The 23,209-nt window shown below is 70.9% G+C and carries 22 protein-coding genes; 10 read left to right on the top strand and 12 right to left on the bottom strand.

What is annotated here, in order from left to right; translation table 11 throughout:
* The first annotated feature begins 33 nt into the window (after nucleotides 1-33).
* Complete coding sequence (locus AMYTH_RS0105275; RefSeq protein WP_027929402.1) at nucleotides 34-597, top strand: TetR/AcrR family transcriptional regulator; 564 nt, start codon at nucleotides 34-36, stop codon at nucleotides 595-597.
* A 5-nt stretch (nucleotides 598-602) separates the two neighbouring features.
* Here AMYTH_RS0105275 and AMYTH_RS0105270 read toward each other — a convergent pair whose 3' ends face one another.
* The 7 genes from AMYTH_RS0105270 to AMYTH_RS0105240 are packed head-to-tail and all read right to left on the bottom strand — an operon-like array spanning nucleotide 603 to nucleotide 7,224.
* Complete coding sequence (locus tag AMYTH_RS0105270; RefSeq protein ID WP_027929401.1) at nucleotides 603-1,439, bottom strand: fumarylacetoacetate hydrolase family protein; 837 nt, start codon at nucleotides 1,437-1,439, stop codon at nucleotides 603-605.
* A gap of 13 nt (nucleotides 1,440-1,452) precedes the next feature.
* Nucleotides 1,453-2,310, bottom strand: coding sequence for an alpha/beta hydrolase (locus AMYTH_RS0105265; protein ID WP_027929400.1), 858 nt, complete (start codon nucleotides 2,308-2,310; stop codon nucleotides 1,453-1,455).
* Nucleotides 2,307-3,341 (bottom strand): NAD(P)-dependent alcohol dehydrogenase, encoded by a 1,035-nt coding sequence (locus tag AMYTH_RS0105260; RefSeq protein ID WP_027929399.1) that lies wholly within the window; start codon nucleotides 3,339-3,341, stop codon nucleotides 2,307-2,309. Before AMYTH_RS0105260 ends, AMYTH_RS0105265 begins: the two co-directional genes overlap by 4 nt.
* A 29-nt stretch (nucleotides 3,342-3,370) precedes the next feature.
* Nucleotides 3,371-4,705 (bottom strand): MFS transporter, encoded by a 1,335-nt coding sequence (locus AMYTH_RS0105255; RefSeq protein WP_027929398.1) that lies wholly within the window; start codon nucleotides 4,703-4,705, stop codon nucleotides 3,371-3,373.
* A 4-nt stretch (nucleotides 4,706-4,709) separates the two neighbouring features.
* Nucleotides 4,710-5,120: a RidA family protein gene (locus AMYTH_RS0105250; protein WP_027929397.1), complete on the bottom strand. Its 411-nt coding sequence runs from the start codon at nucleotides 5,118-5,120 to the stop codon at nucleotides 4,710-4,712.
* A 26-nt stretch (nucleotides 5,121-5,146) separates the two neighbouring features.
* The gene (locus tag AMYTH_RS0105245; protein WP_027929396.1) at nucleotides 5,147-6,754 is read right to left on the bottom strand and encodes an FAD-dependent monooxygenase; all 1,608 of its coding nucleotides are present in this window, start codon (nucleotides 6,752-6,754) and stop codon (nucleotides 5,147-5,149) included.
* Nucleotides 6,755-6,780: 26 nt separating this feature from the next.
* Entirely contained in the window at nucleotides 6,781-7,224 is a 444-nt protein-coding gene (locus AMYTH_RS0105240) for a cupin domain-containing protein (protein ID WP_020417246.1), read from the bottom strand.
* A gap of 171 nt (nucleotides 7,225-7,395) precedes the next feature.
* Here AMYTH_RS0105240 and AMYTH_RS0105235 point away from each other — a divergent pair, with 171 nt between their 5' ends.
* The gene (locus AMYTH_RS0105235; protein ID WP_027929395.1) at nucleotides 7,396-8,439 is read left to right on the top strand and encodes a helix-turn-helix domain-containing protein; all 1,044 of its coding nucleotides are present in this window, start codon (nucleotides 7,396-7,398) and stop codon (nucleotides 8,437-8,439) included.
* Nucleotides 8,440-8,446: 7 nt separating this feature from the next.
* Here the strand turns inward: AMYTH_RS0105235 and AMYTH_RS0105230 are convergent, their stop codons facing one another.
* The gene (locus AMYTH_RS0105230; RefSeq protein ID WP_027929394.1) at nucleotides 8,447-9,121 is read right to left on the bottom strand and encodes a nitroreductase; all 675 of its coding nucleotides are present in this window, start codon (nucleotides 9,119-9,121) and stop codon (nucleotides 8,447-8,449) included.
* Between the two features lie 93 nt (nucleotides 9,122-9,214).
* Between AMYTH_RS0105230 and AMYTH_RS0105225 the strand changes: the two genes are divergently transcribed.
* Complete coding sequence (locus AMYTH_RS0105225; protein WP_027929393.1) at nucleotides 9,215-9,805, top strand: TetR/AcrR family transcriptional regulator; 591 nt, start codon at nucleotides 9,215-9,217, stop codon at nucleotides 9,803-9,805.
* Nucleotides 9,806-9,824: 19 nt separating this feature from the next.
* Here the strand turns inward: AMYTH_RS0105225 and AMYTH_RS0105220 are convergent, their stop codons facing one another.
* Nucleotides 9,825-13,271: an indolepyruvate ferredoxin oxidoreductase family protein gene (locus tag AMYTH_RS0105220; protein ID WP_027929392.1), complete on the bottom strand. Its 3,447-nt coding sequence runs from the start codon at nucleotides 13,269-13,271 to the stop codon at nucleotides 9,825-9,827.
* Between the two features lie 155 nt (nucleotides 13,272-13,426).
* Between AMYTH_RS0105220 and AMYTH_RS0105215 the strand changes: the two genes are divergently transcribed.
* Nucleotides 13,427-13,894: an Lrp/AsnC family transcriptional regulator gene (locus AMYTH_RS0105215; RefSeq protein WP_027929391.1), complete on the top strand. Its 468-nt coding sequence runs from the start codon at nucleotides 13,427-13,429 to the stop codon at nucleotides 13,892-13,894.
* Nucleotides 13,895-13,930: 36 nt separating this feature from the next.
* On the opposite strand, the gene AMYTH_RS0105210 is transcribed toward AMYTH_RS0105215, so the two are convergent.
* Nucleotides 13,931-14,551, bottom strand: a complete 621-nt coding sequence (locus AMYTH_RS0105210) for a TetR/AcrR family transcriptional regulator (protein ID WP_027929390.1) — start codon at nucleotides 14,549-14,551, stop codon at nucleotides 13,931-13,933.
* 148 nt (nucleotides 14,552-14,699) lie between these two features.
* On the opposite strand from AMYTH_RS0105210, the gene AMYTH_RS0105205 reads away from it, so the two are divergent.
* From AMYTH_RS0105205 to AMYTH_RS44070, 4 genes are all read left to right on the top strand, one after another.
* Complete coding sequence (locus tag AMYTH_RS0105205) at nucleotides 14,700-16,211, top strand: CocE/NonD family hydrolase (protein ID WP_027929389.1); 1,512 nt, start codon at nucleotides 14,700-14,702, stop codon at nucleotides 16,209-16,211.
* 38 nt (nucleotides 16,212-16,249) lie between these two features.
* Nucleotides 16,250-17,032 carry a cyclase family protein gene (locus tag AMYTH_RS0105200; RefSeq protein ID WP_027929388.1) on the top strand — a complete coding sequence of 261 codons (783 nt, stop codon included), beginning with the start codon at nucleotides 16,250-16,252 and terminating at the stop codon, nucleotides 17,030-17,032.
* Nucleotides 17,029-17,949 carry a fumarylacetoacetate hydrolase family protein gene (locus AMYTH_RS0105195; protein ID WP_027929387.1) on the top strand — a complete coding sequence of 307 codons (921 nt, stop codon included), beginning with the start codon at nucleotides 17,029-17,031 and terminating at the stop codon, nucleotides 17,947-17,949. Before AMYTH_RS0105200 ends, AMYTH_RS0105195 begins: the two co-directional genes overlap by 4 nt.
* 212 nt (nucleotides 17,950-18,161) lie before the next feature.
* The gene (locus AMYTH_RS44070) at nucleotides 18,162-18,755 is read left to right on the top strand and encodes a QsdR family transcriptional regulator (RefSeq protein ID WP_051362558.1); all 594 of its coding nucleotides are present in this window, start codon (nucleotides 18,162-18,164) and stop codon (nucleotides 18,753-18,755) included.
* 3 nt (nucleotides 18,756-18,758) lie between these two features.
* Here the strand turns inward: AMYTH_RS44070 and AMYTH_RS0105185 are convergent, their stop codons facing one another.
* Nucleotides 18,759-19,526 (bottom strand): alpha/beta fold hydrolase, encoded by a 768-nt coding sequence (locus AMYTH_RS0105185; protein WP_027929386.1) that lies wholly within the window; start codon nucleotides 19,524-19,526, stop codon nucleotides 18,759-18,761.
* A gap of 133 nt (nucleotides 19,527-19,659) precedes the next feature.
* Here AMYTH_RS0105185 and AMYTH_RS0105180 point away from each other — a divergent pair, with 133 nt between their 5' ends.
* Both AMYTH_RS0105180 and AMYTH_RS44065 read left to right on the top strand, forming a co-directional pair.
* Nucleotides 19,660-20,679 (top strand): NADP-dependent oxidoreductase, encoded by a 1,020-nt coding sequence (locus AMYTH_RS0105180; protein ID WP_027929385.1) that lies wholly within the window; start codon nucleotides 19,660-19,662, stop codon nucleotides 20,677-20,679.
* On the top strand, nucleotides 20,676-21,593 hold the full coding sequence (locus AMYTH_RS44065) for an alpha/beta fold hydrolase (RefSeq protein ID WP_051362557.1): 918 nt from the start codon (nucleotides 20,676-20,678) through the stop codon (nucleotides 21,591-21,593). Before AMYTH_RS0105180 ends, AMYTH_RS44065 begins: the two co-directional genes overlap by 4 nt.
* Here AMYTH_RS44065 and AMYTH_RS0105170 read toward each other — a convergent pair.
* The gene (locus AMYTH_RS0105170) at nucleotides 21,574-23,112 is read right to left on the bottom strand and encodes a long-chain-fatty-acid--CoA ligase (RefSeq protein ID WP_027929384.1); all 1,539 of its coding nucleotides are present in this window, start codon (nucleotides 23,110-23,112) and stop codon (nucleotides 21,574-21,576) included. The two genes, AMYTH_RS44065 and AMYTH_RS0105170, sit on opposite strands and share 20 nt — an antisense overlap.
* Between the last annotated feature and the right edge of the window lie 97 nt (nucleotides 23,113-23,209).

Below are 23,209 nucleotides of genomic sequence, written 5' to 3'. Positions count from 1 at the left end.
AGATAGACGAGTCTATCTTAGGGAGGTGTGGAGATGGCCGGACGACGGCGTGGAGCGGAACTGGAGAAGGCGCTCCTCGATGCGGCGTGGGAAGAACTCATGGCCGGCGGCTACGCCGGGTTCACCATGGACGCCGTGGTCCGGCGCGCCGGCACCAGCCCGCCCGTGCTCTACCGCCGCTGGCCCGACCGCGACGCGCTCGTCCGGGCGGCGATCGCGCACGCCCTGGAGCGGGCACGGGTGGACGTCCCCGACACCGGAAGCCTGCGGGAGGACGTCCTGACCCTGATGCGCGAGATCAACACCACGCGCGCCCGGCTCATCACCGTGATGAACGCGCAGCTGTCCTCCTACTACCAGGAGACCGGCACCAGCCCCGGCGACGTGCTCACCGCGCGGCACGAGAAGGCCACGGACGTCCTGTTCGACCGCGCGGTCAGCCGCGGGGAGATCACCGCGGACCGGTTGAGCGAGCGCATCAAGTCGCTCCCCTTCGATCTGCTGCGCCACGAAATCCTGGTGACCTTCGCCCCGGTGCCCGACCACGTCCTGGAGGAGATCGTCGACACGATCTTCCTCCCCCTCATCGGCCTGTGACGGCTTCACGCCTCCTCGACGAAGACGTGCCTCATCTCCCCGATGCCGTCGATGCGGGTGCGGACGACGTCGCCGGGGGTGAGGTACCTCGGCGGGGTCCGTCCCATCCCCACCCCGGCCGGTGTGCCGGTGAAGATGAGGTCCCCTGGGTGCAGCGTGCACACCGCCGAGATCCGCTCGATCAACGCGCCCACCGGGAGGATCATCTGCCCGGTGTGACCATCTTGGACGAGTTCGTCGTTGACCCAGCACCGCAGCCGCAACGGCGTCGTGAGCTCGTCGAAGGTCACCACCGCGGGCCCGAGCGGGCCGAAGCCGGGGAAGCTCTTGCCGAGCGAGAACTGCGGTGGCGCCCCGCTCATCTGCACGTCCCGATCGCTGAAATCCTGCCCCACGGTGAGCCCGGCGACGTAGTTCCAGGCGTCCGCCTCCGCGACGTTCCGCGCTTCCCGTGCCATGACGACGACGAGTTCCACCTCCCAATCCACGGAGGGCCCGCTGAGCACGATGCGGCCGTGCGGGCCGGTCAGGGAGTCGGCGAACTTCGTGAACACCGACGGCACCCCACCGGCGCGCAAACCCGTCTCCGCCGCGTGCTCCGCGTAGTTCAGGCCGACGGCGAAGACCTGACGCGACCGCGGAACCGGCGCACCCAGATCCTCGGGCCGGTAGGGCTCGCCGCCGTCGGTGCGCGCGGTTCTCGCCCACTCCACGAACTCCGGCCAGCGGGCGAACAGGTCCGCGGGCTCGGGCCCGAACCGGCCGCCACTGGCTTTGGCGATGTCGATCGCCGCGCGGTCGCGCAACAGGTGGGCACGGCCGCGCAGATTTCCGATGCGCATGTGGTTTTTCCCCTCACTCCAGCGGAACGTGTCGCGCCCACGCCGCGCGCAGGAACTCGACGGCGGGATCGACGACGGCCGGCGTCGCGAACACCGGGTCGGCGTGGTCGGCCCCGGGCACGACGAGCAGCTCGGACCGGCCGCCCGCCGCCAGGACGACCTCGTGCAACCGGCGGCTCTGGGCCAGGCCGCACCGCCGGTCGCCGTCGCCGTGGCTGAGGTGGACGGGCGGCCGGTAGCGGGCCCGGCGCGCGGCGGTCACCACCGAAACCGCGGCGAGCTGGTCCTCGCCCGGCCAGGCCGGAACGTCGAGGAACGTGCGAACCATCTTCGCCAGGGCCTCCCGCTCCTCCACTGTGGACGCATCCGACAGCAACAGCCCGAAATCCGTGACCGGATAGTGCAATACCAGCGCGGACAGCGGCACGTCGTCGGAGAACGCGGCGCGGGCCATCAGGTACGCCCCCGCCGAGCTCCCCCACCCGGCGACGCGGCCGGGGTCCAGCCCGTACTCGCGACCGCGCGCCCGCACCCAGCGGATCGCCGCCAGCACGTCCTCGACCGGGCCGGGGTGGGCGACCTCGCCGGCCAGCCGGTAACCGACCGACGCGACCGCGATCCCGCGTGCGGGCAGCGTCGCCCACGGCCCCATTTCCTTGCTCCCGCCGACGAAACCGCCACCGTGCGCGTAGACCACGACGGGCAGCGGACCGCCGGCGTCCAGGGGCAGGTGCAGGTCCAGGGTCAGCGGACGCCAGCCGGTCACTGTGGCATACCGGATGTCGAGGTAGGACACCGCTCCGTCGAGCACCCGCACCGGATGTGGCCGCGCCAACCGGGGATCGGCCGGCTCGCCACCGGGCTCCGTCATGCCTGCGGCACCAGGATCGCCCGGCCCCGGATCCGGTTCAGCGCGAGATCGTCGAACGCCTCGGCGGCCGCGTCGAGCGGGTAACGGCGGGTGTGCAGGTTCACCTTCCCGCTTTCCGCGAGCACCATCAGCTCGACCAGGTCGCGGTAGGTGCCGACCATGTTGCCGACGACGTTCTTCTCGGCCGCCACGGCCGCCACCGTCGGGATCCGCAGTTCCCCGCCGTACCCGACGACGAACAGGGAACCGCCTGCCGCGGTCATGTCCCAGGCGTCGTTCTCCGCGCCCTGCTCGGCGACGAAGTCGAACACGACCTCGGCGCCGCGCCCCCTCGTCACGTCCAGGACCGCGCTCACCTGGTTGCCGTCGGCCCGCACCGTCGTGTCCGCGCCGAGGCGGGCGGCGAGCGCGAGCGCGGCCGGGTCCCGGTCGACCACGACGATCTTCGTCGCCGTCAGGGCGGCGAGGACCTGGATGCCGATGTGGCCCAGTCCCCCGGCCCCTTGGACGACGGCCGTGCTGCCGGGTGGCAGCAGCGGAACCGCCTTGCGCACCGCGTGGTAGGCGGTGAGCCCGGCGTCGGCCAGCGCGGCGACGTCGGCCGGGTCGGTGGCGGGGTCGAGCTTCACGCACGCCCGCGCGGTCGTGCGCAGGTACTCGGCCATGCCGCCGTCGTGATCGGACACCCCGGGGAAGGCGGCCGCGGCGCAGGCCATGTCCCGGCCCTCCCGGCAGGCCAGGCACAGCCCGCACGAGGGCTGCGGGTGCAGGATCACCGCGTCCCCGACCTCGACGTTGCTGACCCCGGCGCCCACAGCCTGCACCCAGCCCGCGTTCTCGTGTCCCAGGGTGTAGGGCAGCCGCGGCGCCATCGCGTCGGCCCACTGCCCCTCGATGATGTGCAGGTCGGTCCGGCACACGCCGGCGCCCCCGATCCGCACGATCACGTCCAGCGGTCCGGACAGGACCGGTTCCGGCACCTCCTCGACGATCGGCTGTTTGTGGTAGTCGTGCAGGCGCACGGCTTTCATGCTGTTCCTCCTTGAACGAACGCCCTGATTCAGGCGAGCGGAGCGGGTGTTTCGGCGGCTGTGGTCGTCCGCGCCGTCCGCCGGGGCACGGTGATCACGAAGACCGCGACGGCGGCCGCCACCAGGGGCACGACGAGAAGCCCGAACAGCGAGCGGGGGGACCAGGAGTTGTCCAGAAGCAGCCCGGCCAGCACCGGTGCGGTCAGGGCGCCGATGCGGCCGAACGCCATGGCCCAGCCGACCCCGGTCGCGCGCACCGCCGGGGCGTAGAGACCGGGAGCGATGGCGTTGAGCCCGTTGCCACTGGCGTTGATGAACATGCCGACCGCGACCGCGGCGCTCAACGCGGCGACGGCGGAATCGAGGAACAGGCTCATCGCCAGATACGACAGTCCCGCCGCGAGGAAGCAGGCGATCGTCAGCCCGCGCAGCCGCACCTTGAGGGCGATCAAGCCGAACAGCAGGGTGCCCGCGATCCCGCCGAGGTTGAGCAGGAGCCCGGCGTTCATGCCCTGCTGGGCCGAGGAACCACTGTGCTGCAGCAGCAGCGGCGTCCAGCTCGCGGCGAAGTAGAAGCCCGCCATCATCACGAAGTAGGCGATCCACAACAGGACCGTCCGCGCCGCGTCCCGGGTCAGTAACGTCGTCACCCGCACCCGGCGTTCGCCGGGCTCCGGGTCGGGCAGGGTGTCGACGGCGGGCAACCGCATCCGCTCCAGGAGCCGGTTGACCTTCTCCAGCGCCCCGCGGGGACGGCGGCTGATCAGGTAGTCCAGTGATTCCGGCATCGCCGCGGCCACCCCGGCCACCATGACCAGGGTCAGCACAGCGCCCACGACGAAGGTGGCGCGCCAGCCGTACTCGGCGACCACGAGCTTCGCGACCGCACCACCGAGCACACCGCCGAGCGGCAGTCCCATCCCGTACAGGGCGATCATCGTGCCGCGCAGCCGCTGCGGCGCGTATTCCGTGATGACCACGGGCAGGCTCGCCACCATGCCGCCGATGCCGAGACCGGTCAGGAGACGGCAGGCCGCGAGCATCTCGAACCCGGTGCTGAGCGCGGCCAGTGCCATCCCGGCGGTGCACACGGTCAGGCAGATCAGCGTGAGTGGTCGCCTCCCGATGCGGTCGGCCAGCGGCGCGAGCACGGCCGAGCCGAGCGCCATCCCCACCAGTCCGCTGCTGAGCAGCACTCCCACCCGGGAATCGGTGAGCCCCCACTCGCCTGCCACGCCGGGAGCCGCGAAGGACATCACGAGGACGTCGAACCCGTCGACGAGGTTGATCACCAGACAGATCGCGATGACCCTGATCTGGAACCGGCTCATCCCCGACCGGTCGATGGAATCCCGCACGGACATGCGCTCACCCCTCCTGCCGGTACGCGGTCGCGTCGATCTCGACCAGCAGGTCCGCCCGCACCAGTCCACCGACGATCAGCAGGGTGTTCGGCGGAAACTGCCCCCGCGGGTAGTGCTCGGCGAAGTACTCTTCGCGGGCCGCGTAGAAGTCGGCGACGTGATCCCGTGACGTGAGGTAGCTGACGAACCGTACGACGTCCCGGAGGGTGGCGCCCTGCGATTCGAGGATGGTGCGCACGTTGGCGTAGGCGCGGATCGTCTGGGTCCGCACGTCGGGGCCGGTCACGGAATTGTCCTCGGCGATCCCGCACTGGCCGGCGACGAACAGCAGCTCGCCCGCGCGCGCCACGTGCGAGTACGCGCTGAACGGCGCCCCGACTCCGGGCGGGTTCGCATAACTCGGTGCGATGGTCATGGTGGTCTCGTCTCCTTCGAGTTCGGTCAGGCGGTGGCGTGAGCGAGGGTGCCGCCCGCGAGGACCCGGCCGAGCGCGGCGGACAGCTCGGCCCCCTCCCCCGCCTGGCGGGCGCGCCAGGCCACGTGCCCGTCCGGACGCACGAGCGCCGCGCCCTCCCGGCCAATCGACAGGGGCCCGAGCAGGTGCGGCAGCCGCTTGACCCGCAGCGGGACGACGGCTGAGGCCGCCAGGTCCTGTCCGGCCCGGTCCCAGCCGTCGGCGTCCGGCCCGCAGACGAGCACGAACTCGGTGTCGAACCAGTCGATGCTCGACTCGGTCTTGTTCACATCGAGCCAGAAGTGCGGGAACCGCGCGCCGGGCCGGTCGGTCGGCCAGTAGTACTGCGAGTCGTACGGCGGCACGGGGGAACCGTCGTCGACGACGGCGCCGCGGGTGTAGATGTAGCCCAGCGTGTGCCCGTCGCTGTGCAGCTGCTTGTTCTGGTCGATCAGCAGGTCGCGCCAGCGCTGCGGGTCCTCCTCGCGGCGGCGGAACGCCTCGTCCATCTCGTCGATCCGCGTCTGGTTGCGCACGGCGAAGTCGGTGTTGGACTGCGCGACCGGGCGGCGCTCGGAGTCGTAGGTGTCGAGCAGGACGTCGCCCGCCCGGCCGGACAGCACCATCGCGAGCTTCCACGCCAGGTTGTGCACGTCCTGGACGCCGGAGTTCAGCCCGTTGCCTCCCGCGGTGGGGAACCGGTGCGCGGCGTCCCCGGCGAGGAACACCCTGCCCTCGCGGAACCGTTGCGCGACCTGGGCGCTCATCCGCCAGGTCATCACGTTGATGCGCTCGACCTTCAGGTCGGGCATCTCCCACTGCTCCCGCACGTCCTGGATCAGGCGCTCCTCGGACAGCGGCTCCTCGCCCTCCCGCAGCTTCTGCACCGCCAGCCACCGGTCCCCGTCCGGACCGGTGGCCAGGACGTTCACGTCGGGCCTGCTGCGGTCGCGCGGCCGGACCAGGAACCCGATCGCGCTGCGGACGTGCGGCAGGTGCCCGACGTCGGCGCGGTAGTAGTGGTTCGCCATGAGCGCCAGGGTCTCCGGGCCGTCCATCGCGATGCCGGCGGTCTCGCGCACCCGGCTGTTCGCGCCGTCGCACCCGACCAGGTACCGCGCCCGGACGTCGAACTCGTCGCCGTCGGAGGCCCGCCGTACCCGCGCGGTCACCCCGTCGGCGTCCTGGGCGAGGGAAACCAGTTCGGTGGACCGGCGCACCTGCGCCAGCGGCCGGGCGGACAGCGCGTCGTCCAGTGCCTCCTCCACCGCGTCCTGGGGCACGATCGAGCGCGGCGCCGGGGTGTGCAGGCTCGGCGCGGGCTCGGTGTAGGCCACCAACGGCCCGTTCAGGCTTTCACACCAGCAGGCCACGTCCGACTCCTGCGGCAGCCCCGCGCGGCGCACCCGGTCCTCGATCCCCCAGATGCGGAACAGCTCCATCGTCCGCGGATGGCAACCCCGGGCCTTCGGGTGCGTGGTCGTGGCGGGCCGTCGCTCGACGAGCAGGCTCTCCACCCCGAACCGGTCGAGCAGCAGCGCGAGGCTCATCCCGACCGGTCCCCCGCCGACGACGAGCACAGGTACCTCGATCATCAAGACCGTCCTTTCCGGAAAGAGTGTCAGTCGACGTAGGACACCCGGGGCTTGCACCGGTCGTCCTCGAGCTCGGGCAACAGCACGACGCGCTCCTGCTCGAACGCGTCGGTGCGAGCGGTGACGAACGCCGCGTCCCCGGTCAGGCTCCGGTTGTAGGACACGTGGGGGCAGAACGGCGGGATGTACAGGAAGTCGCCGACGCCCACGATCAGGTCGTGTTCGAGTTCGGCGCCCCAGAAGAAGTGCACGCTGCCCCGCAGGCCGTAGAGCGCCGACTCGTGCTCGAGGTGGTAGTGGACGTTCGACTTCTCCCCCGGCCCCAGCGAGGTCACCAGGAGCGACAGGTGCTTCGAGGGCGTGGTCACCCCGTTCACCCCGAAGAGCGCGTTGACGTCCTGCTTGGCGCGCTGCTCCCGCTCCGGGTGCACCAGGGTGACGTCACCGTCCCATTCGACCTTGAACTCCATGTAACCAGTCCTCCTCGGATCAGCGGCTGCGACGATGGGAAGAACGGTGCGCCGCCGACCCTGCCCGGGTCGAGGTGGCTGTCCAAAATTTGCACAGCGAAAGGCGTTTTCCGGGCTTTCCCAGCCATAATCGGCGGACGGTGTTCTCCCGGGCACTGAGGAGGAGGCGCGATGAGATCGGTGGAGACCCGGCTGGCTTGGGAGAGTTTCCAGTCCGGCGCGCAGGCCCGGATCCGCCAGGAGATCGTCGCGTCGTGGCGGCGCTCCCGCAGCAACGGCGTCGACCCGGACCGGCTGGACCTGGCGCACGGCGAGATCGACGTGCAATCCCCGTTCGTCCGCGTCGCGGCGCCGGTGCTGCTCGGCATGGCCGACCTGCTGACCGGCAGCGACACCTCGCTCGCCCTCGCCGACCCCGACGGGATCCTGACGTGGCGCTGGGAGTCCGAGCGGACCCTCACCCGGGATCTGGACCGGATCGAGTTCGAGCCCGGTTCCCAGGTCGCCGAGCAGAGCGCCGGCACCAACGGCATCGGGGTCGCCGCGACCACGCGCCGCCCCTCGATCGTGATCGGCGCCGAGCACTACAAGCAACCGTGGCACCCGTGGGCCTGCGTCGCCGCACCGGTGGTCCACCCGATCACCCGGCGCGTCGCGGGCATGGTCAACGTGGCGTGCCACGCCGACGACGCGAACCACCTGCTGCTGGTCGCGGTCCGGGCACTGGTCGACGGGATCACCACCGCGCTGGGCGAGGCCGCGACCTCCCGGCAGCGGCGAATGCTCGACGCGCACCTGTCCTTCCGCTCCGCCTCGGCCGGGCCCGTCGTCACCCTCGACCGCCAGACGATGATCGTCGAGGACGACGCCGCCGAACTGGGCCTGGACCGGCCGACCCTGTGGGCGGCGGTGCTGGAGGCGGGTCCGTCCGCGAGCGAGATCGCGCTCGCGGACGGCCTCCGCGCACGCCTGTACCCGGTCACCCCGGGCCGGCTCGACGACGGCGTCGTGCTGGTGCTCACGCGCGGCTCCACACCGGGCGGGGCGGCATCCGGCCGGGAGGCCGCGGCCTACGGACCGCTGGAGCGGGCCGAGGTCCGGGTCATCACGGACACCCTCGCCGAGTGCGGGGGCAACAAGTCGGAGGCGGCGGCACGCCTGGGCATCTCCCGCGGCACGCTCTACCAGCGGCTCCGCCGCTACCGGCTGGGATAAGCCGCGCTCAGCGGTGGAATCGCGTGGTGACGGACAGGTTCTCCCGCTCCACGGTGATCGCGTTGACGGGCGCTTCGGTGTCGGCGTAGCCGAACGAGATGCCGAACAGCAGCTTCCCACCGCTGATGCCGAGGACCTCCCGGACGGTGTCGGCGTAGAAGCTCAGCAGGCCCTGCGGACAGCTCGCCACGCCGTGGGCCGTGAGTGCGAGCATCAGGGTCTGCCCGTACATGCCGACGTCGGCGGCCAGCCGCGCCTCCGCCGTGTCGGGAGCGAACAGCATCGCGACGTGCGGGGCGCCGTAGAACCGCAGGCTCTCGGCGTCGTATGCGGCGCGCTTGTCGCGCTCGTCCGGGCCGATGCCGAGCGCGCCGTAGAGCGTGGCGCCGAAGGCGGCGCGGCGTCGCTGGTGCACAGGTGCGTAGATGTCCTCGCTGTAGGGGAAGTCGACCGACGTCCGGCCGGCCCGGTGCGCGGCCACCAGCGCGTCCGCGAGGGCGTCGCGCCGCGCGCCGCTGACCACCTCGACCTGCCAGGGCTGCGCGTTGGAGTTCGACGGGGCGGCTGCCGCCAAGGAAAACACGTCGTGGAGCGTCGTCTCCGGAACCGGCGTCGGGCGGAACGCCCGGGTCGCCCGGCGGCCACGGATCAGCTGGGCCGCATAACCGGCGAGATCACTCATCACAGGAACTCCTCACTGAAGTAAACGATGACGTTTACTTCAGACGGTAACAGTGACCCACAGCCAAGTAAACGGTCGCGTATACTCTGTGACGTGGCGAACGGAACGACCAGTAGACCGGGACGCGGGGGGCGGGAGCGGGTGCTCGCCGCGGCGAGCAGGCTGTTCGCGACCCAGGGGATCAACGCGACATCGATGGAGGACGTGGCGGCACAGGCCCCGGTGTCGAAGCGAACGCTGTACGCGCACTTCCCGACGAAGGACGACCTCGTCCTCGCCCAGCTCCGCGCCCTGGTGGAGTCCGGGGACACCCTGCACGCCGTGCTGACCAGGGAGGACATCCCGGCCCGCGACCGGCTGCTGGCGATGTTCGACATCCCCGCCCCTGCGACCGGCCCGGTGCGCGGCTGCCCCTTCCTCGACGCCGCGGCGGAGTTCCCCGACCCTGACAGCGCCGCGCACGCCTACGCGCGCGCACAGAAGCTGCTGATGCTCCGCCTGGTGACCGACCTGGTCACCGAGCTGGGCGTCGCCGAACCCGAGCTACTCGCGGAGCAGCTCGTCACGCTCGCCGACGGGGCCGCGATCCGCGCGATGACCCTCAACGACGCCGGCTACGGCCGCCACGCCCGCGCCGCCGCCGCGACCCTCATCGACCACGCGGAACGCACGCCAGCCGAGTAGGCAGCAGCGCGAAACCGCGTCAGGCGCTGTGCTGCGCCGTGCGACCGCTCGCCCGGCCCAGCGCCTCGGCCAGCTCCGCTTGGCGCTGCCGGTACGCGGCGACGTTGGCGAGCTTGATGTCCTCGTAGCCGCGCACCGCGTCGGGGAGTTCGGCGAGTTCGAGCAGCGCCGGTTCATTCGCCTCGGAGACGCGGAGGGCCTTGCTGATCGCATCGCGGTATTCGGTGATCAGCTGCCGCTCCACGCGCCGCACCCGGGCGTAGCCGAACAGGTCGAACCGGGTGCCGCGCAGGCGCCGTCCCGCGCGCAGCAGCCGCAGCACCGGCTGCGCCCAGGGGCCGAGCGCGATCTTGCGGTTCAGGCCGAGCGCACGCAGCACCGGCGGGTGGAACTGGTGGGCGTAGCGGGCGCCGGGACCGAACTCGGCTTCGATATCGGCCCGCAGCGCCGGGTCGAGGGAGAGCCGGGCGACCTCGTACTCGTCCTTGTAGGCCATGAGCTTGTACAGGTTGCGCGCCACGGCCTGGGTGACCGCGCTGTCACCGGCCCGGCTGCGCACCTGCTCGACGAACTCGGCATAGGCGCGGGCGTAATCCTCGTCCTGGTAGGCAATCAGGTCCGGGATCCGCAAGTCGAGCAGCCTCGCCAGCTCCCCGCCCTCGGCCCGCACCAGCGACCGCACCCGTCGCACGGCCGCGGGGTCGGCTGGGGTTCCGGGCGCCGCCGGCGCCGGGACGAGCTCGGCGGCCAGGGCGTCCGGGTCGGCCACGAGCTGGCGGCCGCGGCGGAACGCCTGCAGGTTGGCCGCGACCGCGGTGCCGTTGATCTCGATCGCCCGCTCGATGGCCGCGGCGCTCACGTTCAGCGCGCCGGTCTGGTAGGCCGCGCCGAGCTGGAGGATGTTGGCGAACTGGTCGTCGCCGAACAACGCCTCGGCCGCGGCGCGGGCGTCCAGGTAGTGCCCGCGCACGGTCGCGCCGTCCAGGACGGACCGGATGCTGGACTGCTCGGGGAAGGACACCGCGGTGTCGATGATCATCCGCCCGGTCGGGATCTCCGAAGTGGACACCACGGCGACCGTGCGGTCCCGGTCGGCCACGGCCAGGTGCGCCGGATCGGCCGCCACGAGCGGGTCACAGGCCAGGTACAGGTCGCACTCCCCCGCGGCGAGCTTGGGCGCCTGCTCCACCGGGTCCGTGGTGATCTTGACGTCGGAGACGACGGCGCCGCCCTTCTGCGCCAGGCCGGTCTGGTCGAGGGTGCGCACGTGCCGGCCGTCGAGAACCGCGGCCGTGGCCAGGATCTGCGCCACCGTCACCACGCCGGTGCCGCCGATCCCGGTGATGCGCACGGCGACGTCACCTTCCGTGTGCCGCGGTTCCGGCAGCTCGGACGCCTCCAGCGACCCGATCTGCTTGCGGCGCTTCCCGTTTCCGGGCACGACGGTGAGGAAGGACGGGCAGTCGCCGTTGAGGCAGGAGTAGTCGACGTTGCACGAGGACTGGTGGATGCGGGTCTTGCGGCCGAACTCGGTTTCCACCGGCTGCACGGACAAGCAGTTGGACTTCACGCCGCAGTCGCCGCAGCCCTCGCAGACCCGTTCGTTGATGAACACCTTGGTGGCCGGGGTTTCCTGCTTGCCGCGCCGCCGCTTCCGCCGTTTCTCCGCGGCGCACTCCTGGTCGTGGATCAGCACCGTGACGCCCGGAATCGCGGCCAGCTCCTCCTGGGTGCGCAGCAGATCGTCGCGGGACCGGACCTCGACCCCGCGGGGGAACCGCAGACGCCGCAACCGGCGTGGCTGGTCGGAGGTGATCACGACCTTCGCCGCGCCCTCGACGAGGAGCAGTTCGGCGAGCTTGTGCACCGGCAACGCCCCGACCGCGTCCTGGCCGCCGGTCATGGCGACCGCCGAGTTGTGCAGCAGCTTGAACGTGACGTTCACGCCGGCCGCGACCGCCGCCCGGACCGCCAGGCTGCCGGAGTGGGTGAAGGTGCCGTCGCCGATGTTCTGCACCAGGTGCCGGGCCTCGACGAACGGGGCCATGCCGATCCACTGGGCGCCCTCGCCACCCATTTGCGTGATGCCGATGACGTCCCCGACCTGGTCGGGTTCCATGAACAGCGCCATGGTGTGGCAGCCGATCCCGCCACCCACGAGGGTGCCGTCGGGCACCTTGGTGGAGGAGTTGTGCGGGCAGCCCGAGCAGAAGTAGGGCGTGCGGGCCAGCAGCGGCACCGCGATCCGCTCGCGCCGGCGCCGGCCCTGCCACGCGCGCACCGGTTCGATGTCACCGAGCAGGCGGGCGAGTCCCTTGGCGATGACGTCCGGATCGAGCTCGCCCAGCTCGGTGAACAGCACCCGGCCGTCGGGACCGGTTTTGCCGTGCACCCGCGGCGCTCCCGTGCGGCCGTAGAGGATCTCCTTGACCGCGGGTTCGATGAGCGCCCGCTTCTCCTCCACCACCACGATCTCGTCGAGCCCCTGGGCGAAGTCGGTGATGACGCCGGGCTCGACGGGGTGGATCACGCCGAGCTTGAGGATGCGGATGCCGAAGCGGGCGAGCGCGTCCTCGTCGAGGCCGAGCGCCCGCAACGCCTGCCGCAAGTCCAGATAGGACTTGCCGGCCGTGACGATCCCGATCCGGTCGCCCGGCCCGGACCGCACGATCCGGTTGACACCACTGGCCCGCAGGTACTCCAGCGCGAGCGGCAACCGCACCCGGTGCAGGCTGTGCTCCAGCGTCGCCAGCTCCGGCCCGAGCAGCCGGCTGCTCGGGCGGTGGCCGTACGCACCCTCGGGCAGCACCGGCGCCGTCCACGACGGGTCGACGACGGCGGTGCCGGCCGCATCCGCGACGTTGGCGACGATCTTCATCGCCGTCCACAGCCCACTGGCCCGCGACAGCTCCACCGCGTGCCGGCCGTGGTCGAGGACGTCCTGCGAATCCGCCGGGAAGAACACCGGCATCGCCAGGTCGGCCAGCGCGTGCTCGGAGGCGCACGGCACCGATGACGACTTCGCGTTCGGATCGTCCCCGACCAGCGCGACCGCGCCGCCGCGCGGGTGGGTTCCGGCGAGGTTGGCGTGCCGCAACGCGTCCGTGGCCCGGTCCAGGCCCGGGGCCTTGCCGTACCAGAAGCCGGTGACGCCGTCCCTGCGCAACGAGCCCAGCCCCGCGGCCAGCTGGCTGCCCATCACCGACGTCGCCGCGAGTTCCTCGTTGAGCCCGGGCCGGTGCACCACCGCGTGCTCGTCCAGCAGCTTCCCGTGCCGCGCCAGCTCCAGGTCGAAGCCGGCCAGGGGCGAACCCTCGTAACCGGACACGAACGCCGCCGTGTCCCGGCCTGCCCGCCGGTCGTGCCGGACGCGGTCCAGCACCACCCGCACCAGAGCCTGCACACCGGTGAGGTAGACCGTTCCCGTCTCGCGCACGTACCGCTCGTCCAGGGTGAAGGTGGTCATGCCGGGCCTTTCGCGTCACGCCGGTTGGGACGTGGATCACTTCAGCCAACGCGAGCGGCGCCGCGCAACAACGAACGGGCCGGTTCGACCTAGCACGCAAAAATCCTCGCGATCGGAGTGCTCCGGGACGCATCTGTTGCGTACGATCGCCCGTCATGACCGACGAGCTGATCGACGCGACCGACCGGGAGATCCTGACGCTGCTGCGGGAGGACGCCCGCCGGACGCTGTCCGACATCGCCTCCCGCGTCACGCTGTCCACGGCCGCGGTGAAACGACGCGTCGATCGGTTGCAGGAGACCGGGGTCATCACCGGGTTCACCGTGCAGATCGACCACGCCAAGCTCGGCTGGGGCATCGAAGCCTTCACCCAGCTCCGATTCTTCGGCACCACGAACGTCGACGAGATCGTGCAGACCACCACGCGGATGCCCGAGGCGCAGGCGGTGTTCACCATCGCCGGCGACCCGGACGCCCTGGTATGGCTGCGGGTGCGCGACATGCAACACCTGCAACGCACGATCGACGAACTGCGCCGCAGCCACCGCATCACCAGCACGAAAACCCTCATCGTCCTGGATTCCTGGACGCGGGGCCAGCAGTGGCCGGGCACCGCGCCCTGACCGGACCGGTCAGGCGAAGACGACCGTTGTTCCCCGTCAGGGGCGATTGCCGTCCCGGTTGCGTGGCTCGGCAGCCGTGACGAGCCCGCGGAGGAGGGCGTCGACGATGCGGGTGGGCAGGTCCGGTTCGAGCGGCTCGCGGGTAAGCACGATCCTGAAGTGCAACGGCGCGACGAGCATCTCGAGCACGAAACGAGGTTCGGTGGTGCCGGGCAGCTCGCCGCGCTTGATCGCCCGCTCGGCGATCTGTCCGGACTGGGCGTAGCGGGCGTCCCAGTACTGGTCGCGCAGTCGCCGGGTGGCCGGGTCGTCGCCGGCCGAGGCCAGCGCCCGATCGAGGGCGTTACCCCCGGGCGAGGTCAGGTACCTGGCGAGCGCGGTGGCGTAGGCGATCAGATCGTCCCGCAGGGTCCCGGTGTCGGGCACCGGGAGCTGTTCGGCGGCGTCGGCGAGCAGGGCGTCGATGATGAGATTCTCGCGAGTGCCCCACCGTCGGTAGATCGACGTCTCGTTCACCTGCGCGCGCCGGGCCACCTCGCACACCGTCAGGCCCGTCAGGCCCTGCTCCAGCAGCAGTTGGTTGGTCGCCTCGATGACAGCGGCGCGCACGCGCGCCGACCGTCCACCCGGCCGTCGCCGGACGTCCACATCACTCACAGGACGACACCCTAATACAAGTGCTCTTGCTTTAGCGCGGACGAGCCGACATACTCCTGACGCAAGCCGACTGGCCTTAACGGCGAGCCTCGGTCGCAGCGGCGGCGCTCGGACCCGGCCCGCCTGCCCCACTCACAGGAGTACTGAGATGCGCATCGAACGGGACATCGAGGTCCCCACCCGCACGGGCTCGCCGATCCTGGCCGACGTGTTCCTGCCCGACGACGACGGCGCCTTTCCCGTGCTGGCGTCGATCAGCCCGTACGGCAAGGACGTGCACTGGCCGGACCGCTACCCGCTCTACGAACTCGTTCCGCAGAACGAGCACATGGTGTGGGAGACCCCGGATCCCGAGTGGTGGACGGCCCGTGGCTACGCGGTACTGCGCGCCGACACCCGGGGCACCGGGAAGTCACCCGGCCGCATGGACCTGATGAGCCCGGCTGATTCCGAGGACTTCTACGACGTCGTCGAGTGGGCGGCCGAACAGACGTGGTCCAACGGCAAGGTGGCTTCCAGCGGCATCTCGTGGCTCGCGATCATGGGCTGGAGGGTGGCGGAGCTGCAGCCGCCGCACCTCGCCGCGATCGTGATCTGGGAAGGCGCGTCCGACTTCTACCGCGACTTCATCTACCAGGGCGGCCTGTACGCCCACGGGTTCGTCGAGTTCTGGTGGAACCGCCAGATCACCCCCCAGCGCAACGGCAGCGACGGCGACGACTGGCGCGAGGTGCTCCCGCAGCATCCCGTGCTCGACGAATACCACCAAACGCGGATCGTCGATCTCGGCCGGGTCACGGTTCCGGTGCTGTCGGCCGCCAACTGGGGCGCCCTGCACGTGCACCTGCGCGGCAACATCGAAGGCTGGGCCCGGGCGGCGTCGCGGGACAAGTGGCTCGTGGTGCACACCGGCACCCACATCGACCCCTACTACGCCGAGTGGGCACTGGATCTGCAGTTGCGCTTCCTCGACCGCTTCCTCAAAGACCAGCCCGACCGCATGGACGGCGTGGCCCCGGTGCGACTGGCGATCCGGCGCGGACGCGAGGTGGACTGGCGGGACGCCACGGATTTCCCGCTCCCGCAGACGCAGTGGCGCGAACTCCACCTCGGTGACGGCGTCCTCGACTGGGACCCGCCCGCAGACGCCACGACGGTGGCCTACCCCGCCGGCTTCGACACCGCACCGGTGTCCGAACCGCTCGAGCTGACCGGTCCCGTCGCGCTGCGCCTGTGGCTCAGCGCCGAGCAGGACGACCTCGACATCTTCGCGCGGGTGCAGCACATCGGCGTCGACGGCGAGCCGATCCCGGCTGTCGGCCCGCAGGGCGACCCGATCCCGATGGCCATGGGCTGGCTCAGGGCGTCACATCGCGAGACCGACCCGGAGCGGTCACTGCCCTACCGGCCGTGGCACACCCACGCCCGCGAGATCCCCCTCGTGCACGGCGAGCCGACCCTGCTCGAAGTCGAGATCTGGCCCACCAGCATCACACTCGCACCAGGCGAGCGGCTGCGCCTCGAACTGGTCACCGGGGACAGCGACCTCGGCTTCATGACCCACGACCACCCCGATCTGCGTCGCCCGGCGACCACCGCCACCATCCACCTCGGCGGCGACCACGCCTCCCACCTGCTCGTTCCCGTCATCCCGCGATAGGGCCGGCCACGCCCGTGAGCCCCGGAAGAGGATTCGCCATGCGACAACTCGTGGACATCTCGGTCCCCCTGCGGAGCGGGATCGCCTCCGACCCACCCGGCCACCGGCCCTCGATCACCTACATCGACCACCAGCAGTCCGTCCCGGACATGCTCCGCTTCTTCCCGGGCGCGACGGCCGAGGACCTGCCCGACGGCGAGGGCTGGGCGATCGAGCGGATCGAGGCCACCACCCACACCGGCACCCACCTCGACGCCCCCTACCACTACGCGTCCACCATGGACGGAGGACGCCGGGCCATCACGATCGACGAGGTCCCCCTGCACTGGTGCTTCCAGCCCGGGGTCAAGCTGGACTTCCGCCACCTCCCCGACGGCCACGTCGTAAGCCCCGCCGACATCGACGCCGAGCTCGACCGGATCGGCCACCAGCTGCGCCCGCTCGACATCGTGCTGATCAACACCCGCGCCGGCACCCGGTACGGCCAGGACGACTACGTCACCTCCGGCTGCGGGGTCGGCCGCGCCGCCACCCTGCACCTGCTCGAACAAGGGGTTCGGGTGACCGGCACCGACGCCTGGAGCTGGGACGCCCCGTTCCTGTTCACCGCCGAACGCTACGCCCGGGACCACGACGCCTCCATCATCTGGGAGGGCCACCGGGCCGGACGTGAGATCGGCTATTGCCACATCGAGAAGCTGCACAACCTGGAGAACCTCCCGGCACACGGCTTTCAGGTCGCCTGCTTCCCGGTCAAGATCCATCGAGCCTCCGCCGGCTGGACCCGCGCCGTGGCGATCTTCGACGAGGACGTGGCATGAAACTCGGTTCCCTGCTCGTGGACGGTGTGCGGCGCTATGGCGTCGTCGACGGTGATCGCATCGCTCTGCTCGACGAGACCGCCGACGTCTTCGAGGTGCTCGCGACTGGCAAACCCGCGGCGGCTGGTCAGCGGTTGCCTTGGGACGAGACCGCGCCGATCGCCGTCCCGGTGCCGATCGCCAGCATCCGCGACTTCATCACCTTCGAACAGCACACGGCCGGCTCGCTCCGCGCGATCACCGGGAGCAGCGAGGTCCCGGACGCCTGGTACGAAGCGCCCGCCTTCTACTTCACCAACCCGCACGCGGCGATCGGCTCCGGCACACCGGTCCCGATGCCGCCCGGGTGCGAGGTGCTGGACTTCGAACTGGAAGTCGCGGTCGTGATCGGCACGGCGGGCTTCAACCTGTCCGTGGCCGAGGCCGTGGACCACATCGCCGGGTTCACCATCCTCAACGACTGGTCGGCCCGCGACCTGCAGAGCCGGGAGATGCGCGTCGGTCTCGGACCGGCCAAGGGCAAGGACACCGCGACCACACTCGGCCCCGTGCTGGTCACCCCGGACGAACTCGCCGGCCACGAGAGCGACGGCCGCTACGACCTCGCCATGGAGGTGTTCGTGAACGACACCCGCATCGGCGGCGACACGCTCGCGAACATGGCCTGGACCTTCGCCGAGCTGATCGCCTACGCCAGCCGCGGCACCTGGGTGCGGCCCGGTGACGTGCTCGGGTCCGGAACGTGCGGCAGTGGCTGCCTCGCCGAACTGTGGGGATGGCACGGCGAACGGCAACCACCGCCGCTGCGCATCGGCGACACCGTGCGCATGACGGTGCAAGGGATCGGCACCATCCACAACACCGTGGTCGCCGGCCCACCGCTGCACGACGTTCCACCGGCTCGCCGCTCACGCTGAACGCCCTCCACGCCGTCGCCGAGGCCGCCCGCCGGCACCCCCGAGGACCAGTGGCGGGAAGCCGTCACCGGGGCGTGCGCGGCGCTGGCCGAGGCGACCTGGAGATCGACCTTCCGGGCCGGTTCTCGGTCCTCGCCGGGCGTGGGCGGCAGGTCCCGGCTCACGGCGACGGATCGCGCAGACCTCCCCGCGCACCGGCTAGGCTGCGGTTCATGCCTGCCGCGCCACGCCACACCGCCGCCACGCCGCATCGGGACGCGGCACCGGCTTCTTCGGGGCGAGAAGCCGCCTTCCGGCTGGCGCGGCGGCAGTTCCGCGAGGGAACGCGCATCGAGATGCAGGCTCTGGCCAACGAGCTCGGCGTGAGCCGGATGACGTTGAACCGCTGGGTCGGCAGCCGGGACCGGCTGCTGGGCGAGGTCAACTGGTCCCTGGCGAAGCCCACCCTCGATCTCTGCCGCCGCAAGGCCGCGACGTCCGGGATCGATGCGGTGGCGCAGACCCTCGAGGGGTTCATCGCCACCGTCCTGGACGCGCCGTTCATGAGGACGTTCCTGCGGCAGGAGGGCGAGATCGCGCTGCGGATCCTGACGACCCGCAGCAGCGAACTCCAGCACAACTTCATCGCGTACGTGACCGACTTGCTGCGCGAGGAGCTGCCCGACCCGCCGGGCGGGCTCCCGCTCGAGGATCTCGCCTATCTCGTGGTCCGCATCGCCGAATCGTTCTGCTACGTGGACATGATCACCGGCGGCGAGCCGGACGCCACCAAGGTCGGCGCGGCGATCCGGCGGCTGCTGTCCTGATCCTCAGACGGCCGCGACCGCGCGGTCGCTGAGGAACTGGCGCATTTCCCGCGCCACGACCTCGGGTGTCTCGTAGCAGGCGAGGTGACCGGCGTCGGCGAGGAGCACCAGGCGACCGCCGGGAACCCGCCGCACGTCCGAGATCTGCTTGTCCAGATTGACCACGGTGTCCTTGCCGCCGACCACGTACAGCAGCGGGACACGCAGCCCTGGCAACTCGTCGGCCATGCTCGTGTACACGCCGCCGCCGAGCCAGCCGCGCCACATCCGCTCGGTGACCGTGGGCATGGTGCGCACCAGGTCGGTCGTCTTCGCGGGATCCTGCGAGATGCTCGCGATGCCCGCGGTGATCGTGTCCAGATCGCCGTAGGCGCCGTGGAAGCCTTCGATGACGGGATCGCCGGGGGACGTACCGCCCGCGTTCCACGGCATGATCCCCACGACCGCCTCCACCTCGCCGGGATGGTCCAGTGCGATCCGCACACTGATGGCGCCGCCCAGCGACAGCCCTGCCACGACGAACCGGGTGAGCCCGATTTCCCGGCAGGCCTCGAAAACGGTCTCGGCGAGCCGCGCCAGGTCGCCGTCGGCCCGCGCACCGGCCGAACCGGCGTGGCCCGGGAGATCCATCAGGACGACGCGGTACCCGTCGAGCAAGGGCGCCACCCCGGCCCAGCACTCGATCGAACAACCAAAGCCCGGCAGAAGAACGATCGTGCGCTCCCCGCCGCCGCGAACTTCGTAGTGGATTCCGCTGGTGGTGATGGGCATCGTTGCCCCTCTCTCCTGATGTTACGTGACGCGATATGTAACAGCTCACGCAGATTAGCCGTGCGAGCGGCACATCCGCAAGCTGTGTTACATTGCCGTATATGTAACATCACGAGAGTGGGGAAGAGAACCGATGAGCACCACCAGCCGCGAGGTTCATCTGGTCGCACGCCCGGCCGGGGTGCCGTCCCCGACGGACTTCGCGATCGTGGAAGCCGTCGTGCCGGAACCGGAACCAGGACAGGTGCTGGTGCGCAACGACTGGATGTCGGTCGATCCCTCCATGCGCGGGCGCATGCGGGACGTACCGTCCTACCTCCCGCCGTTCGCCCTCGGCGCGCCACTGGACGGCGCGGCCGTCGGCACGGTCGTCCGGTCACGGAGCCGCAAGCTGCGCGAAGGAGACATCGTGTGGCACCACCACGGCTGGCGGGACTACGCCGTGGTCGGCGCGGAAGAAACCCACCGTCTGGACACGACGGGCGTCAGCGGCTCGGACTACCTCGGTGTACTCGGCATGCCCGGCCTCACCGCCTACCTGGCGCTGAGCGAGTTCGCGCCCGTGCACCCCGGCGATGTCGTCTTCGTTTCGGCGGCCGCCGGCGCCGTCGGCGTGGTGGCCGCCCGGGTCGCCCGCCACCTCGGCGCGGCCGCGGTGATCGGGTCCGCAGGCGGGCCGGACAAGGCCCGGCGACTGGTGGAACAGCTCGGCTACGACCGGGCCATCGACTACAAGGCAGGACCGGTCGGGCCCGCCTTGCGTGCGGCGGCGCCCGGTGGAATCGATGTCTATTTGGACAGTGTCGGCGGGGACCAGCTGGAGGCCGCCCTCGACGCGCTCCGCACCGGAGGCCGCGTGGCGGTGTGCGGGTCCGTCTCCCAGGCGAACGCCGAGAAACCCGTGCCCGGCCCGGCCAACCTCGCACTGATCACGAAGAAGCGCCTGACCTTGCGCGGCTTCATCGTGCTGGACCATCTGGAGCGCTGGCCCGAATGGATCGCCCTCGCCCGGGGCTGGCTGGAGGACGGATCGCTCGTCTCGACGACGACCGTGGTGGACGGCCTGGAGAACGCCGTCGGAGCACTGCTGGGGATGCTGTCCGGCGCCAACGTCGGCAAGATGCTGGTGCGGCTGCACGGGGCGGCCGCATGACCACATCGCCTGAACTGTGGCAGGTCAACGGTGTGGAGCTCGCGGTGACCGCGGCGGGCGAAGGACCGCTCGTCGTGCTCGCGCACGGATTTCCCGACCTCGCCGTCACCTGGCGACTGCAGATCCCCGCACTGGTCGAGGCCGGTTATCGCGTGCTGGCTCCGGACATGCGCGGCTACGGCAGGAGCTCGCGCCCCGGCGAACGATCGGCGTACGCGCTACGCACGGTCGGGCTGGACCTGATCGGTCTGCTCGAGCACGAGGGTGCTGACACGGCGCATTTCGTGGGGCACGACTGGGGCGCCGCGTGCGTGTGGCAGCTCGGCCTCGACCACCCGGACGCCGTTGCCTCGCTCACCGGTCTCAGCGTGCCGTACGCCGCGCCCGCGCCCGCCCCGCCGACACAGATCCTGCGCGCACGCTGGGGCGAGCGTTTCTACCAGATCCGGTTCCAGGAGGCCGGGACCCCCGAGGCGTTGCTGATGCGCGATGTCGACCGCTCACTCGCCGCCATCTTCAGCGACCGCTACGACCTCCTCGACTGCGAGGACCCCGTCCGCCCGCCCGAATGGCTGCCACCCGGCCTGTTCCGCCGGATCGCCGGACGATTCCGCGAGACGGGTTTCGCGGGCGGCCTCAACTACTACCGCAACATCGACGACAACTGGCGCGACGCCAAGGCGGCGCGAGAGCGGGTCATCCGGCAGCCGTCCCTGTTCATCACGGGCAGCGCGGACCCGGTGTCCACGTTCCTGCGATTCGAATCCGGCGCACGGGCGTTCGAGGATCTCCGCACGCTCGTCGTGGACGGGGCCGGGCATTGGGTGCACCAGCAGGCACCGGACACGGTGAACGAAGCGCTTCTGGCGCACCTTCACCGTGCCCGCGCGGCGGTCAGGAAATCTCCCGCTTGAGGATCTTGCCGGTGGATGTCATCGGCAGTCGCTCACGGAACTCGACGATCCTCGGGTACTTGTAGGCGGCCAGCTGCCGCCTGCCCCAGGCGACCAGGTCTTCGGGCCGGACCGCCTCGTGGCCCTCGGCGGGCACGACGACGGCCTTGATCTCCTGACCGTGCGAGGCATGCGGGACCCCGATCACCGCGACGAGCGACACGGCCGGGTGTTCCAGGAAAACCTCCTCGATCTCACGGGGATAGACGTTGTAGCCGCCCCGGATGATGAGGTCCTTCGACCGCCCGACAATGTGATAGAAGCCGTCGGCGTCCTTGCGGGCCAGGTCACCGGTGCGGAACCAGCCGTCGCGGACGGCCTCGGCGGTCGCCTCGGGCCGCTTGTAGTAGCCCTTCATGACGTTGTGCCCGCGAATCGCGATCTCCCCCACTACCCGCGGGTCGTCCGGGAGCGTCGTCCAGTCGTCCGCGATCAGCTTCATCTCGACGCCGTCGATGGGACGGCCGATGGACCCGGCACGGACCGGCTCCCCCAGCCGTGTGTGACTGGCCATCGGTGAGGTCTCGGACAGGCCGTAACCCTCCAGAATGGACGTTCCGAGGCGGGCTTCGAACTCCTTGTGGAGCTCGATCGGCAGGGCTGATCCGCCCGACGCGGCGACGCGAAGCTGCCCGTGCAGGCGGTCGCCGTCCGGCACGTCGCCGAGTGCCCGCAGCAAGGCCCAGAACATCGTCGGCACCCCGGCGAAGATCGTGACGTGCTCGTCGAGCATGAGCCGGATTGCCTGAGCGGCGTCGAACCTGGGCACCATGACGATGGTGCCCCCGCAGAGGGTGGACGCGTTCTGAACGCAGGTCTGCCCGAGCGAGTGGAACAGGGGCGCGACCAGTAGGTGGGTGTCCGGCCGGCCGGGGTCGAGCTCGTACACCGACACGGCCGCCCGCGCGTTGAGCAGCAGGTTGCGGTGGGTGAGCTCGGCGCCCTTGGGCCGCCCTGTCGTGCCGGAGGTGTAGAGGATCACGGCCGTGTCCCCGTCCTCACGCGTCACGGTGTCGAACGACGCGGGACCGGTCAGCGCCTCGCCGCACCAGGTTGTCTCCCCCGCCTCGTCGGCCCCGATACTCCAGAACCGGCCGCACCGCCCGGCGTTGTCGAAGCCCTCGCGGGCCGCTTCGGCGAGGCGCGGGTCGGCGGAGTCCTCGTACACGAGGTAGGCGACCGCGTCCGAGTCGTCCAGGTGGTAGGCGATCTCCCGGGCGCGTAGCAGGACGTTGAGCGGCACCACCGCGGCGCCCGCCCGCAGCACAGCCCAGTACGCGATGGTGAACTCCGGGACGTTCGGGCACGACAGGGCCACCTTGTCACCCGGCGAGACGCCGGATTCCACCAGACGCCGCGCCATCGCCGCCGATCGCCGCGACACCTCGGCGAACGTCAGCCGCCGCGTCCCGGCGACGAGGAACTCGCGCTCGCCGTAGCGCTCGGCGGAGACGTCCAGCAGGGTCGCCAGGTTCGACATGGACCGTCCTCCTTGTCGTTCTTCCACGGCCGTAGTCGGTCGCGTATCTGACGCCACTGTTACGTTTTCAGCAATGTAACGCAGGCCGCAGATTAAC

It is taken from the genome of Amycolatopsis thermoflava N1165 (assembly GCF_000473265.1).
GTDB classification, from domain to species: Bacteria; Actinomycetota; Actinomycetes; order Mycobacteriales; family Pseudonocardiaceae; genus Amycolatopsis_E; species Amycolatopsis_E thermoflava.
This window is presented reverse-complemented; position numbering and strand designations above follow the sequence as displayed.